Here is a 14,347-nt window from a genome sequence, read left to right as displayed (position 1 = left end):
CCATTGTGGTGCGCGATGTCGGCGCTGGTGCGCGGGCGGGCCTGTCGTTGGTGCGCGAGCCCTGCGACGCGGCCCGCGCGGGCGCGCGCCCCGTTCCCTGGCATAAGTCTTGCGCGGCTTGGCAGGTCGTCCAGGCTTGCAGGAGGCCGCCGTGTCGATCCATGTCGCGCTGCACCACGTCACCCACTACCGCTACGACCGTGCGGTGAACCTCGGCCCGCAGCTGGTGCGCCTGCGCCCGGCGCCACACAGCCGCACGCGCATCCTCTCCTACGGGCTGAAGGTCGAGCCGGGCGAGCACTTCGTCAACTGGCAGCAGGACCCGCAGGGCAACTACCTGGCGCGCCTGGTGTTCCCCGAGAAGACCCGCGAGCTCAGGGTGGAGGTGGATCTGGTCGCCGAGATGGCGGTGTTCAACCCCTTCGACTTCTTCCTCGAACCCTATGCCGAGCGCATTCCCTTCGCCTACACCGAGGGCGAGCAGCGCGAGCTGGCGCCCTACCTGGTCAAGCTGGCGGCCACGCCGAAGTTCGCCGAGTACCTGGCCAGCATCGACCGCGCGCCTGTGCCCAGCGTGGATTTCCTGGTGGCGCTGAACCAGCGGCTGTCCGGCGATATCCGCTACCTGATCCGTCTGGAGCCGGGCGTGCAGACGCCCGAGCAGAGCCTGGAGAAGGCCTCCGGCTCCTGCCGCGACTCGGCCTGGCTGCTGGTGCAGCTGCTGCGCCACCTGGGCCTGGCGGCGCGCTTCGTCTCCGGCTACCTGATCCAGCTGACCGCCGACGTCAAAGCCCTCGACGGCCCCTCCGGCACCGACCAGGACTTCACCGACCTGCACGCCTGGTGCGAGGTGTACCTGCCCGGCGCCGGCTGGATCGGCCTCGATCCCACCAGCGGGCTGTTCGCCGGCGAGGGCCATATCCCGCTGGCCTGCAGCCCCGAGCCGTCCTCGGCGGCGCCGATTTCCGGCGCGCTGGACGAGTGCGAATGCGAGTTCGAGCACCAGATGCAGGTGGAGCGCATCTGGGAGGCGCCGCGGGTCAGCAAGCCCTACAGCGCGGCGCAGTGGCAGGCGATCGATGCCCTTGGCCGGCAGATCGACGAGGACCTGCAGCGCCACGACGTGCGCCTGACCATGGGCGGCGAGCCGACCTTCGTCGCCCTCGACTACCCCGACGACGAGGAGTGGAACACCGCCGCGCTGGGGCCGAACAAGCGGCGCCTGGCCGCCGAGCTGTTCCACCGCCTGCGCGCGCACTATGCGCCCCGCGCCCTGGTGCACTTCGGCCAGGGCAAGTGGTACCCGGGCGAGCAGCTGCCGCGCTGGTCGCTGAACTGCTTCTGGCGCCAGGACGGCGAGCCGATCTGGCACGAACCCAGGCTGCTGGCCGACGAAACGCGCGGCTACGGCGCCGACGCTGACACCGCCGCGCACTTTCTCGCGGCCCTGGCGGCGCGCCTGGATGTGGACGGCGAGTGCGTCTTCCCGGCCTACGAGGACTGGTTCTATTACCTGTTGCGCGAGCGCAAGCTGCCGGACAACGTCACCCCGGACGATTCGCGGCTGAGCGATGTGCTGGAGCGCGAGCGCCTGCGCAAGGTGTTCGACCAGGGCCTCGATGCCGTGGTCGGCCAGGTGCTGCCGCTGGCGCGGCGGGTGGACGGCGCCGGCTGGCAGAGCGGCCGCTGGTTCCTGCGCGACGAGCACTGCCGCCTGCTGCCGGGCGACTCGCCCTTAGGCTACCGCCTGCCGCTGGACTCGCTGCCCTGGGTCAGCCAGGCCGACTACCCCTATATCAACCCGGCCGATCCGGGCCAGCGCTTCGCCCCGCTGCCCAGCCCGGCGCAGATCCAGCGCCAGCTGCGCGGCGTCTGGCGCGGCGCCGGCGGCAACGGCCAGGCGCCGCGCCCGGCGGTCGGCCAGTCGGCGCCCGGTATCGTGCGCACCGCGCTGTGCGCCGAGCCGCGCGAGGGGCGGCTGTATCTGTTTATGCCGCCGCTCAGCCATCTCGAAGAGTACCTGGAGCTGGTCGCGGCGATCGAGGCGGTGGCCGCCGAACTCAACTGCCCGGTGCTGCTGGAGGGCTACGAGCCGCCGCAGGACCCGCGCCTGCAGTATTTCCGCGTCACCCCCGACCCCGGGGTGATCGAGGTCAATATCCACCCGGCCAGTACCTGGGATGAATTGGTCGAGCGCTGCGAGTTTCTCTACGAGGCGGCGCGGCAGTCACGCCTGAGTAGCGAGAAATTCATGCTCGACGGCCGCCACACCGGCACCGGCGGCGGCAACCACTTCGTCCTCGGCGGCGCCACGCCGGCGGACTCGCCCTTCCTGCGCCGCCCCGATCTGCTGCGCAGCCTGATCGGCTACTGGCACAACCACCCGTCGCTGTCCTACCTGTTTTCCGGCCTGTTTATCGGCCCCACCTCGCAGGCGCCGCGGGTGGACGAGGCGCGCAACGACGCGCTGTACGAGCTGGAGATCGCCTTCGCGCAGATGCCCGAGCCGGGCCGCGACTGCCCGCCCTGGCTGGTCGACCGGCTGCTGCGCAACCTGCTGGTGGACGTCACCGGCAATACCCACCGCGCCGAGTTCTGCATCGACAAGCTGTACTCGCCGGATGCGGCCAGCGGCCGCCTCGGCCTGCTCGAACTGCGCGCCTTCGAGATGCCGCCGCACGCGCAGATGAGCCTGGCCCAGCAACTGCTGCTGCGCGCGCTGATCGCCCGCTTCTGGCAGGAACCCTACCGCCCGGCCAGGCTGGTGCGCTGGGGCACCGAGCTGCACGACCGTTTCCTCCTGCCGCACTTCGTCGAGCAGGACTTCGCCGACGTGCTGCAGGAGCTGGGCGCCTTCGGCTATCGCCTGCGCGGCGAGTGGTTCGCCCCGCATTTCGAGTTCCGTTTCCCCAAGGCCGGCGATTTCGCGGTCAAGGGCATCGAGCTGGAGCTGCGCCAGGCGCTGGAGCCCTGGCACGTGCTGGGTGAGGAGGGCGCCAGCGGCGGCACCGTGCGCTACGTCGACTCGTCGCTGGAGCGCATGCAGGTCAAGCTCGACGGCATGGCGCCGGATCGCTATGTGCTGACCTGCAACGGCGTGCCGGTGCCGCTGCGGCCCACCGGCAAGGTCGGCGAGTTCGTCGGCGGCGTGCGCTTTCGCGCCTGGCAGCCGGCCAGCTGCCTGCAGCCGACCATCGGCGTGCACGCGCCGCTGGTGTTCGACCTGATCGACACCTGGATGCAGCGCTCGCTCGGCGGTTGCCAGTACCATGTGGCCCATCCCGGCGGGCGCAACTACGACAGCCTGCCGGTCAACGCCTACGAGGCCGAGAGCCGGCGCCTGGCGCGCTTCTTCCGCCTCGGCCACAGCCCGGGCAAGCGCCCTGTCATGCAGCCGATCGACAATAATGAACTGCCGATGACCCTGGATCTGCGCCGCGCCTGACGTCGACTCCATTCGTGGGCGGGGCTTTAGCCGGAATCGTCGCTGCTAAAGCGCCTCCCACGGAGGGGCATCATCAACCTGCGTCACGCTGCACCGCCCTGCCACTGCCGAGCCTGCCATGCCCGATCTGCTAGCCGACTACCCGCCGCCTGCCGGCGCCTACCACGAACTGCTCGACGCCCAGGGCAAGGTGCGCCCGCACTGGCGCCGGCTGTACGAGCAGCTCTCACGCAGCCGCCCGGAGCAGCTGGCGCAACGCGAGGCCATGCTGGCGCGGCAGATCCAGGAAAACGGCGTGACCTACAACGTCTACGCCGACCCCGACGGCGCCGACCGGCCCTGGGAGCTGGACCTGCTGCCCAACCTGATCCCGGCCGAGGAGTGGCAGCAGATCGCCGCCGGCGTGGCCCAGCGCGCGACGCTGCTCAACCGCGTGCTGGCCGATATCTACGGCCCGCAGAAGCTGATCGCCGATGGCCTGCTGCCGGCCGAGCTGGTGTTCGGCCACAACAACTTCCTTTGGCCCTGCCAGGGCCTGCAGGTGCCCGGCGGCACCTGGCTGCATCTCTATGCGGTGGACCTGGCGCGTGCGCCGGACGGGCGCTGGTGGGTCACCGCCGACCGCACCCAGGCGCCGTCGGGCGCCGGCTACGCGCTGGAGAACCGGCAGATCGTCTTGCGCGCCTTCCCCGAGCTGTACCGCGATCTGCGCGTGCAGTACCTGGCCGGCTTCTTCCGCACCCTGCAGGACAGCCTGGCGCGCCAGGCGCCGAGTGGCGGCGAGACGCCGCTGGTGGTGCTGCTGACCCCGGGGCGCTTCAACGAGAGCTATTTCGAGCACCTGTACCTGGCGCGCCAGCTCGGCTACCCGCTGGTCGAGGGCAGCGACCTGACCGTGCGCGACGCCACCCTCTACCTCAAGACCCTGGCCGGCCTGCGCCGGGTGCATGCGGTGCTGCGCCGCCTCGACGACGACTACTGCGACCCGCTGGAGCTGCGCACCGACTCGGCCCTCGGCGTGCCCGGCCTGCTCGAGGCGGTGCGCCGCGGCCGGGTGCTGGTGGCCAATGCCCTGGGCAGCGGCGTGCTGGAGTCGCCCGGCCTGCCGGGCTTTCTGCCCGCCATCAGCGAGCAGCTGCTGGGCGAGGAACTGCTGTTGCCGTCCATCGCCAGCTGGTGGTGCGGCGAGCCGCCGGTGCTGGACGAGGCGCTGGAAAAACTCGAGCAGCTGCTGGTGCGCCCGGCCTTCCCCTCGCAGAGCTTCGCCCCGCTGTTCGGCCGCGATCTGGACGCCGCGCAGCGCGCCGCCCTGGCCGAACGGCTCAAGGCGCGCCCCTACGCCTACGTCGCCCAGGCGCGCGCCCAGCTGTCGCAGGCGCCGGTGTGGGACGGCCGCGGCCTGCAGCCGCGCGCCATCGGCATGCGCGTGTTCGCTGTGGCCAGCGCCGAGGGCTACCGGGTGATGCCCGGCGGCCTGACCCGGGTGGCCGCCGACGCCGACGCCGAGGTGGTGTCGATGCAGCGCGGCGGCGCGAGCAAGGACACCTGGGTGCTCGGCGCGCGGCAGAGCGGCGGCGAACCCTGGCAGTGGCTGCGCCCGCTGGGCAGCGCCGACCTGGTGCGCAGCGACCCCTTCCTGCCCTCGCGGGTGGTGGAGAACCTGTTCTGGTTCGGCCGTTACGGTGAGCGTTGCGAGGGCAGCGCGCGCCTGCTGCGCATCCTGCTGGCGCGCTACGTCGACGATGACGACGACCCGCAGGCGCTGCACAGCGCCCTGGCCCTGGCGCAGCAGCTGGGCCTGCTGGCCGAGGCACAGACCGGCGAACTGGAGGCGCGCCTGCTGCAGGCGCTGCTCGGCGCCGACTGGCCGGCCAGCCTGCGCGCCAACCTGCAGCGCCTGCAGTGGGCCGCCGGCAGCGTGCGCGGCAAGCTGTCCCAGGCCAACTGGCAGGCGCTGGTCGAGCTGCAGCGCGAGGCGCAGGCGCTGGAAGGCCAGCCGGCCGACTTCGGCGAGCTGCTGGATTTCCTCAACCGCCTGCTGATGTCGCTGGCGGCGCTGTCCGGCTTCGCCCTCGACGACATGACCCGCGACGACGGCTGGCGCTTTCTCATGCTCGGCCGCTGCATCGAGCGCCTGCAGTTTCTCTGCGACGCCTTCGCCGGCTTCCTGCGCAGCGGCGCCGCCACCGACCAGTCGGCGCTGGAATGGCTGCTGGAGCTGGGCAACAGCAGCATCACCTACCGCACCCGCTACCTGGCATCGGCGCAGCTGATCCCGGTGCTCGACCTGCTGCTGCTGGACGAGCAGAACCCGCATGCGGTGATCTTCCAGTTGCGCACGCTGCTGCGTTCGCTGCAGCGCCTCGACGAGCGCTTCGAACTGCCGGCGCAGCTGCCGCTGCAGGAACTGGAGGCGCAGCTGGCCGGCTTCGACCTGGCCAGCCTGGAGAACCCCTTGTTCGGTCCCGGCAGCATTCGCGCCGTGCTCGAAGGCCTGGCCGATCTGCTCGCCGCCATCAGCCAGGCCGCCGGCACGGTGTCCGATCAGCTCGGCCTGCGCTTCTTCGTCCACGTCGACGCCAGCCAGCGGACGCAATCCTCATGAGCAGCGCGCTGTACCAGATTCTCCACGACACCCATTACCGCTACTCGGCGCCGGTCTCGCTGGCCCAGCAGCTGGCGCACCTGTGGCCGCGCGACTGCCCCTGGCAGCGCTGCCACGAGCGCGAGCTGCGCATCGCGCCGCAGCCCTGCCAGCGCCGCGACGGCCTCGATGTGTTCGGCAATCCGCTGACCCGCCTGGTGTTCGAGCGCCCGCATCAGGCACTCAGCGTCGGCGCGCGGCTGCGCGTCGAGGTGCTGGCGCGCGCGCCGCTGGAGCTGCACGACTCGCCCGCCTGGGAGGCCGCCTGCGCGGCGCTCAGCTACAGCGGCCAGGCGTTGGCGCCGGCACTGCTGGAGGCGGCGCGCTACCGTTTCGAGTCGCCCTACGTGCGCCTCAAGCAGGCCTTCGTCGACTACGCCGCCGACTGCTTCGTCGCCGGCCGGCCGCTGCTGCAGGCCGGGCAGGCGCTGATGGAGAAGATCTTCCGCGAGTTCAGCTTCGATGCCGGTGCCACCCAGGTGGCCACCCCGCTGCTGCAGGTGCTGGAGGAGCGCCGCGGCGTGTGCCAGGACTTCGCTCACCTGATGCTCGCCTGCCTGCGCTCGCGCGGCCTGGCGGCGCGCTACGTCAGCGGCTACCTGCTGACCCAGCCGCCGCCCGGCCAGCCGCGACTGATCGGCGCCGACGCCTCGCACGCCTGGGTGTCGCTGTACTGCCCGCGCCAGGGCTGGGTGGATTTCGACCCGACCAACAACCTGCGTCCGGCGCTGGAGCACATCACCCTGGCCTGGGGCCGCGATTTCGCCGACGTCTCGCCGCTGCGCGGGGTGATCCTCGGCGGCGGCAGCCACGATCCGGAGGTGCAGGTGACGGTACTGCCGCTGGACGCCTGAGAACGACGCGGGCGGCTCTGCCACGGCGCCGGCGCGCCGTTGGTCGGCTGCCTGGCGGCCGGCCGGGGCGCTGCTAGCGTTGAGGGGGTTACCCCTCATCTTGGAGCACCGCCATGGACGAAACCTCGCAACTGGTTAGCGCCGGCACGGAAAAACTCACCGCCCTCTATGACCTGGTCGTGCAATACGGCGCGGCCTTCGCCATCAAGATCCTCTCCGCCATCGCCTTCTGGGTCATCGGCCGCTGGCTGATCGGCGTCGCCGTCGGCCTGGTGCAGAAGGCCCTGAGCCAGCAGAAGGTCGACCCGACCGTGCTGCGCTACGTCGGCAACTTCATCTCGGTGACCCTCAACATCATCCTGGTGATCGGCATCCTCGGTTACTTCGGCGTGCAGACCACCAGCCTGGCGGCGCTGATCGCCGCGGTCGGCCTGGCCATCGGCATGGCCTGGTCGGGGCTGCTGGCCAACCTCGCCGCCGGCGGCTTCATCATCGTCCTGCGGCCGTTCAAGGTCGGCGACTTCATCAGCGCCGGCGGGGTGGTCGGTACGGTCACCGAGATCGGCCTGTTCGTCACCGCGATCAACACCCCGGACAACGTGCTGACCCTGGTCGGCAACAACAAGATCTTCTCCGACAACATCCAGAACTTCACCCACAACCCCTTCCGCCGCGTCGAGCTCAAGGCGCAGTTGTCCGGTGCCGCCGACTGGAAGGCCGCCGCCGCCTTGCTCAAGGAGCGGGTCGGCGCGATCGCCAACGTGCTCGCCGAGCCGGCGGTGGACGTGGAAATCCTCGAGTTCAATCTGGTCGGGCCGGTGCTGGCGGTGCGCCCTTACTGCCACAACGACCATTACTGGCAGGTGTATTTCGACACCAACAAGACCATCAAGGACGCCCTCGGCGAGGGCGGTTTCCCGGCGCCGATGCCGGCGCAGACGGTGATCATGCAGCAGGCCGGCTAGCCCGCGGGGCGCGGCGAGTTGTGCACGGAATCTGTGGGTAAGTCTGTACACAAGTTCTGCAGCAAAGCCGCCGCACCAGGCGCCATCGGCCCTGCGCGGGGCTGTTCAGCTTTTCGCCAGGGCCGCTCTTGGCGGCCTCGCTCGAGGTAAAACTTCAACGAATCCGAAGACTTGCAAGCAGTTCCGGGAAGCGCGGGCGGGCTCCGCCAGGCGGCTCGCGGTTATCCCCGGAAAGCGTGGAGCAAGCTGTGGATAAGCTTGGGGGAAGTCGGGCCAGACGGCGCCGGGCAAGGGCTGCCGGCGCCTGCTCGGCAAATGATCGGTCAGGCCGTTTTGGTCGGCCGTACGGCTTGCCACAGACGCACGCCAAGGCTCGCCAGCGGCAGGGCGAGGAGGCCGGCGAGGATGCCGAGCAGCGCATTGAGCAGGGTCGGGGTCAGCGCGGCGAGCAGCGGGCCGGCCGCGCCCAGCGCGGCGGCGCCCTGCGCCATCTGCTGCACCCAGGCCTCCACCGGCGGCAGGCCGTGGACCAGGATGCCGCCGCCGACCATGAACATGGCGGCGGTGCCCAGGACCGACAGGCTCTTCATCAGCCAGGGCGCCAGGCGCAGGATGCCGCGTCCCAGCGCCTGGGCGGCGTGGCTGGCGCGCTGGCTGAGGTAGAGGCCGGCGTCGTCCAGCTTGACGATGGCGGCGACCAGGCCGTAGACGCCGACGGTCATCAGCACGGCGATGCCGCTGAGCACCGCCACCTGCTTGGCGAAGCTGGCGGCGGCGACGGTGCCGAGGGTGATGGCGATGATCTCGGCAGAGAGGATGAAGTCGGTGCGCACCGCGCCACGGATCTTGTCGCGCTCGAAGGCGACCAGGTCGACCTGCGGGTCGGCCACCGCCTCCAGCAGTTCCTGCTGCTGGGCCTGCGCCTGCGGCTTGTGCAGCAGCTTGTGCGCCAGCTTCTCGCAGCCCTCGTAGCAGAGGAACAGGCCGCCGAACATCAGCAGCGGCACCACCGCCCAGGGGGCGAAGGCGCTGATCAGCAGGGCCGCCGGCACCAGGATCAGCTTGTTCTTGAACGAGCCCTTGGCCACCGCCCAGACCACCGGCAGCTCGCGCTCGGCGCGCACGCCCGTGACCTGCTGGGCATTCAGGGCGAGGTCGTCGCCGAGCACGCCGGCGGTCTTCTTCGCGGCGACCTTGGTCATCACCGCGACGTCGTCGAGTACCGCGGCGATATCGTCGAGCAGGGCGAGCAGGCTGGTTCCGGCCATGGGGCAATCCTTGAGGGGAGGGAATGAGCGGCGCCTATCATCGCGCCAGCGTCGGGTCTTGCCCAGTGCCCGGGCCGAGCCGGCCGTCTCCGACGGTGGTGCTCAGTCGAGACGGCCCCCGCCGCTGCTGCCGCTGGCGCCGCAGGCATAGGCGGCGAGGAGGTTGCGTAACAGGCTGTGCAGGGGCATGGCGTTTCTCCCGTGTGCTCCAGGGGTGGATAGGCTGGAGTCTAGACGCGTTCGCCGGCGCCTCCGGTTGATTGTCTGGATGGGGGCGATAGCCGCGCTCTTGCCGTTGGGTTTCGCTGCGTTCAGCGCCAACCCACGGCAGGGGAGGCCGCAGGTTGGGCTGAGGAGCCCGCGACGAAGCCCAACGAAGCCAGCCTTACAACAGCTCGGCCAGGGTCATCCCGGACAGCCCGAGCAGGGCCAGGCCGCAGGCCAGGTAGGTGAGGCGGTGCCAGAGCCGCGAGGCGGCGCGGCGGAACCAGTCCACCAGGCCGGCGCAGATAAAGCACCAGAGCAGCGAGGAGAGCATGAAGCCGGCGAAGAACAGCGCCAGGTGGGTGGGCGTCGGCTCGGCCACGCCGATGGCGGCCATGGCGCCGCCCATGGCCGCCCAGTACACCAGGTTCTGCGGATTGGTCAGCGACAGCGCGGCGCCGGCGGCGAAGGCGCTGCCGCCGCGGCCCTGGCCGTCGCCGCCGGGTTGCGGCGGCTGGTGCGCGTCGCGCAGCGACTGGTAGCCGAGCCAGGCCAGGTACAGGGCGCTGGCCAGGGTCAGCGGGTAGCGCACCTCGGCGCTGCCGAGCAGCAGGGCCAGGCCGGTGAGGCCGAGCGCGGCCCAGGTGGCGTCGCCCACCAGCGAGCCGATCTGCACCAGCAGGGCCGGGCGGTAGCCGTCGCGCAGGCCGCGCCGCAGGGTTTCGCTGAACACCGCGCCGGGCGCCGCATTGAACACGAAGCCGAGGAGCATGGCGGCGAGAAAGAAGCTGAACATGACGAATCCTTGTGAACGGAGGCTTGCTGGTGTTTAGCAGATGGCGTGCCAGGCCATCGCAAAAAAGTTTTCCACGGCTGCTGTGGGCATTTCTGTGGATAAGCTGAGGAAGGTGGCCCGGCGCGCCGATTCTGCGCCCTCTGCAGGCTGTCGGTGGAATTTTGAGCAGGAGGGTTTTTCCTTTGTGCACAACCACTTGACAGTGATTGGGGAATATAGCGGGGTGGTCGCGCAGTTGTCCCCGGGTTCTGTGGGGCGATCTGTGGATAAGCTGAGAGCGCTTGTTTGCAGGCCACGGATAGCGCGGCTTGCAGGGCGTTGTACGGTTTTTGAGCGGCGCTGCCGGTTGCTCGCAAGCGCCCGGGTAACGCGGGTTTTGTCCAGTCCTTTCCACAGCGCTCGAGTGCGTCGGCGCAGTTATCCCGGGAAACTGTGGAGGTTTCTGTGAATAAGCTGCGGGCGGCTGTCGCCAGCCCGCCAGGGCCGCGGGGTGGCATGGCCTGGCGAATAAATCGCCAGGCCGGCTGCGCCCGATGGGCGGCGCCGCTTGGGAGGGGGCGCCTCAGTCGGGCAACGCGCCGAGCTGGGTGGAGCGGCCCAGCAGCTGCAGGGCGCGATCCGGGTAGTCGGTGATCAGGCCGCCGGCGCCCATCTCCAGCAGGCGACGCATGGCCGGCTGTTCGTTGATGGTCCACAGCTGCACGTGCAGGCCGCGGCTCTGGGCGTTGCGCAGCAGGCGCGGGGTGGCCAGGGTCAGGCCGCTGTGCCGCTGGGGAATCTGCAGGGCCTGGTAGGACGGCGACAGCAGGTCGCTCAGGCCCAGCCAGTTGAGCGCCAGCAGCAGGCGCACCGAGACCGGCCCGGCGGAGGTGGCCACCTCCGGGCAGACCTCGCGAAAGCGCTTGAGGCTGCGTTCGTGGAAGCTGCCGACCAGCACCCGGTCGAGCTGGTCGTAGCTGGCCAGGGTCTCGCACAGCAGGGCTTCCATGCCGACGTCCGCGACCTTGATCTCGACCACCTTGGGCACCAGCGGGAAGCGTTCCAGCACCTCTGCGAAACTGGCGATGCGCGTGCCCTGGCCGCGGTAGGGATGGCTCTGGCCGCCGTCGGCGCTCCAGTGGTAGCCGGCGTCCAGGGCCTGCAGCTCGGCCAGGCTGTAGTGGGCGACCGGGCCCTGGCCATTGGTGGTGCGCTCCAGGGTGTCGTCGTGGATCACCACCAGTTCGGCGTCCTGGCTCAGGTGCAGGTCCATCTCCAGCATGTCGACGCCCAGGGCCACGGCGCGCTCGAAGGCGAACAGGGTGTTCTCCGGCCACAGCCCCTTGCCGCCGCGGTGGGCGATCACCAGCGGGCGCTGGCCGAGGTCGGCGAGCACCTCGGGCACGGCGGCCGGACGGCTGGTCAGCGCCAGCACCAGCAGGGCCACGGCGAGCAGCAGCAGGGGGGCGAGCAGGAAGCGGGCGAAGCGCAACATGGGCTGGGGTCTCGAAACCGGTTCAGGGCTTTGTGCCCCAGCGGCGGGGGTGTTGGCAAGTGCAGGAGGGCGAAGCCGGCAGCGCCGCCCCCTCTCCCCGCGGGCAGAGGGGGCTCGCTAGCCCGGATGCAATCCGGGAGCTGTTTCGGGCGAGCTGTGCTCAGCTTGCCAGCAGCCACACCCCGGCCAGTGCCGAGGCGGCGCCGGTCAGGCGCACCAGCGGCGCGGCAGCCTGCGGCAGCAGGCGCACCAGGGCGTAGCCGCAGCCGTGCAGGGCGGCGGTGGCGACGACGAAGCCGGCGGCATAGCCGAACGGGCTGGCCAGCGCCGGCAGCTCCAGGCCGTGGGCGACGCCGTGGGTCAGGGCGAACAGGGCGGTGAGGGCGATGGACAGGGCCATCGGCAGGCGCACGGCCACCGCCACCAGCAGGCCGAAGGCCAGCACCGAGCCGGCGATGCCGGTTTCCATCAGCGGGATGGCCACGCCGGCAAAACCGAGCAGGCCGCCGAACAGCATGCTGGCGACGAAGGTGGCCGGCAGCGCCCAGCGCGCCGCACCGCTCTGTTGCGCGGCCCACAGGCCGACGGCGAGCATCGCCAGGAGGTGATCGAGGCCCAGCAGCGGGTGCGCCAGGCCGGCCAGCACGCCGGAGTGGTCGTGGCCGGCGTGGGCGAAGGCCAGGCCCGGGGTGCAGAACAGGGCGAGGGCATAGAGGGTTTTGCGCAGATTCATGTGGATCTCCTTGAGGTGGAATCAGGCCGCCGTGAGCATGCCCTGGCGTTCGATAAAGGCGATGATCTCGTCGAGGCCCTGGCCGATTTTCTGGTTGCTGAAGACGAAGGGCTTGTCGCCGCGCATCTTCAGGGTGTCGCGCTGCATCACCTCCAGCGAGGCGCCGACCAGCGGCGCCAGGTCGACCTTGTTGATCACCAAGAGGTCGGACTTGCAGATGCCCGGGCCGCCCTTGCGCGGCAGCTTGTCGCCGGCGGAGACGTCGATCACGTACAGGGTCAGGTCGGACAGCTCGGGGCTGAAGGTGGCCGAGAGGTTGTCGCCGCCGGATTCGACGATGATCAGGTCGAGGCCGGGGAAACGCCGGTTGAGCTGCTCCACCGCCTCCAGGTTGATCGAGGCGTCCTCGCGGATCGCCGTGTGCGGGCAGCCGCCGGTTTCCACGCCGATGATGCGCTCGGGCTCCAGGGCCTCGTTGCGCACCAGGAACTGGGCGTCTTCCTGGGTGTAGATGTCGTTGGTGACCACGGCGATGTTGTAGCGCTCGCGCAGGGCGCGGCACAGGGCCAGGGTGAGGGCGGTCTTGCCGGAACCTACCGGGCCGCCGATGCCGACGCGCAGGGGTTGGCTGTTCATCTGTTGTTCCTCGTCAGGAGCGGAAGAGACGCGAGTACTGGCGCTCGTGCGCCATGCTCGCCAGGGCCAGGCCGAAGGCGGCACTGCCCCAGTGTTCGGGGGTTAGGGTTTCGGCCTGGCGTTGCGCCGCCTCGAGCTGCGGCAGCAGGCTACTGGTCAGGCGCTGGGCGGCCTGCTGGCCCAGCGGCAGGGTCTTCATCAGCACCGCCAGCTGGTTTTCCAGCCAGCCCCAGAGCCAGGCGGCCAGGGCCTCGTCGGGGGCGATGCGCCAGGCACGCGCGGCCAGCGCCCAGGCCAGGGCCAGGCCCGGCTCGCGCTGCCCGGCGAGGAAGGCGCGCGCCGCGTCGTCCAGCTCCGGCAGGCCGTCGAGCAGTTGCCGCAGCGAATAGCCCATCTGCCGGCTTTCCAGCGCCAGTTCGCGGGTTTCGCGGCTGGCGCGGTGCCGCTCGGCCAATGCCTGCAGCTGCCCCCAGTCGCCGTCCTGCGCGGCTTGGCAGTGGGCCAGCAGCAGCGGCGCCTCGAAGCGGGCGAGGTTGAGCGCGAGCTGATCGGCCAGCCAGCGTTCGGCGCCATCGGCATCGGTGATCAGGCCACTGTCCACCGCCCATTCCAGGCCCTGGGAGTAGCTGTAGCCGCCGATCGGCAGCTGCGGGCTGGCCAGGCGCAGTAGGGCCCAGGCCGGGTTCATGGCGCAACCTTGGTGCGCACGGCGCACCCCAGGCGAAATGACGCGTTCGGGGTCACTTGCGCCCCCCGAACTGGTGCAGGCGCGGGCCGTAGTTGAACTCGGCGTCGCCCTGGTGCGAATGATGGTGGCCGCCGCCATAGGCGCCCTGTTCCGGCTGGTAGGGCGCCTCCACGGCTTCGACCGTTGCGCCGAGCTGTTCGAGCATGGCCTTGAGCACGTAGTCGTCGGGCAGGCGCAGCCAGCCGTCGCCCAGTTGCAGGGCGACGTGGCGGTTGCCCAGGTGATAGGCGGCGCGCATCAGCTCGAAGGGGCTGGCGCAGGTCACGTGCAGCAGCGGCTCGGGCCTGGCCCGCACGCGCACCACGCGGCCGTCCTCGGCCTGCAGGCAGTCGCCGTCGGCCAGCGCCGGCTGGCCGCGTTCGAGAAACAGGCCGACCTCCTCTCCCGCGGTGGTGAAGCAGCGCAGACGGCTCTTGCTGCGCGCCTCGAAGCTCAGCTGCAGTTCGGCATCGGGGGCCTGCTGCGGCGCGATTCGGCGGTGGATCACCAGCATATGCATCGATTCCGGAAAGGGGATGCCCGGAAATAGTGCAAGGGCCTTGCCAAGGCGCCGCCAGGCCGCATTGCTGTGGGTTGTGGA

At 70.5% G+C, this 14,347-nt stretch carries 11 protein-coding genes; 4 read left to right on the top strand and 7 right to left on the bottom strand.

The genetic code is table 11. The features are described from left to right. Positions 1–151: 151 nt before the first annotated feature. From AC1G9C_RS21945 to AC1G9C_RS21930, 4 genes are all read left to right on the top strand, one after another. Positions 152–3,445, top strand: a complete 3,294-nt coding sequence (locus tag AC1G9C_RS21945; RefSeq protein ID WP_480408772.1) for a transglutaminase family protein — start codon at positions 152–154, stop codon at positions 3,443–3,445. Positions 3,446–3,563: 118 nt separating this feature from the next. Next, positions 3,564–6,050: a circularly permuted type 2 ATP-grasp protein gene (locus AC1G9C_RS21940; RefSeq protein ID WP_480408771.1), complete on the top strand. Its 2,487-nt coding sequence runs from the start codon at positions 3,564–3,566 to the stop codon at positions 6,048–6,050. Continuing rightward, positions 6,047–6,943, top strand: coding sequence for a transglutaminase family protein (locus tag AC1G9C_RS21935; protein ID WP_397495910.1), 897 nt, complete (start codon positions 6,047–6,049; stop codon positions 6,941–6,943). The genes AC1G9C_RS21940 and AC1G9C_RS21935 overlap by 4 nt, the downstream gene beginning before the upstream one ends. A gap of 113 nt (positions 6,944–7,056) precedes the next feature. Beyond that, positions 7,057–7,908, top strand: coding sequence for a mechanosensitive ion channel family protein (locus tag AC1G9C_RS21930; RefSeq protein ID WP_021445282.1), 852 nt, complete (start codon positions 7,057–7,059; stop codon positions 7,906–7,908). A gap of 323 nt (positions 7,909–8,231) precedes the next feature. On the opposite strand, the gene AC1G9C_RS21925 is transcribed toward AC1G9C_RS21930, so the two are convergent. The 7 genes from AC1G9C_RS21925 to ureE form a co-directional block, all read right to left on the bottom strand. After that, complete coding sequence (locus tag AC1G9C_RS21925; RefSeq protein WP_397495911.1) at positions 8,232–9,176, bottom strand: DUF808 domain-containing protein; 945 nt, start codon at positions 9,174–9,176, stop codon at positions 8,232–8,234. 385 nt (positions 9,177–9,561) lie between these two features. Beyond that, positions 9,562–10,176, bottom strand: a complete 615-nt coding sequence (locus AC1G9C_RS21920) for a LysE family transporter (protein WP_122109135.1) — start codon at positions 10,174–10,176, stop codon at positions 9,562–9,564. Between the two features lie 562 nt (positions 10,177–10,738). Then, complete coding sequence (locus AC1G9C_RS21915; RefSeq protein ID WP_480408770.1) at positions 10,739–11,650, bottom strand: glycerophosphodiester phosphodiesterase family protein; 912 nt, start codon at positions 11,648–11,650, stop codon at positions 10,739–10,741. Positions 11,651–11,810: 160 nt separating this feature from the next. Beyond that, the gene (locus AC1G9C_RS21910) at positions 11,811–12,383 is read right to left on the bottom strand and encodes a HupE/UreJ family protein (RefSeq protein ID WP_480408769.1); all 573 of its coding nucleotides are present in this window, start codon (positions 12,381–12,383) and stop codon (positions 11,811–11,813) included. 21 nt (positions 12,384–12,404) lie between these two features. Beyond that, on the bottom strand, positions 12,405–13,019 hold the full coding sequence (gene ureG, locus AC1G9C_RS21905) for an urease accessory protein UreG (RefSeq protein ID WP_021445446.1): 615 nt from the start codon (positions 13,017–13,019) through the stop codon (positions 12,405–12,407). A 13-nt stretch (positions 13,020–13,032) separates the two neighbouring features. Further along, complete coding sequence (locus tag AC1G9C_RS21900) at positions 13,033–13,707, bottom strand: urease accessory protein UreF (protein ID WP_122109132.1); 675 nt, start codon at positions 13,705–13,707, stop codon at positions 13,033–13,035. Between the two features lie 52 nt (positions 13,708–13,759). Then, positions 13,760–14,260: an urease accessory protein UreE gene (ureE, locus tag AC1G9C_RS21895; RefSeq protein WP_480408768.1), complete on the bottom strand. Its 501-nt coding sequence runs from the start codon at positions 14,258–14,260 to the stop codon at positions 13,760–13,762. Between the last annotated feature and the right edge of the window lie 87 nt (positions 14,261–14,347).

The sequence above is a fragment of the Pseudomonas sp. ABa2 genome, assembly GCF_056676075.1.
The sequence above is the reverse complement of the archived record's forward strand: the minus strand, read 5'-3'. Positions and strand labels throughout refer to the sequence as shown.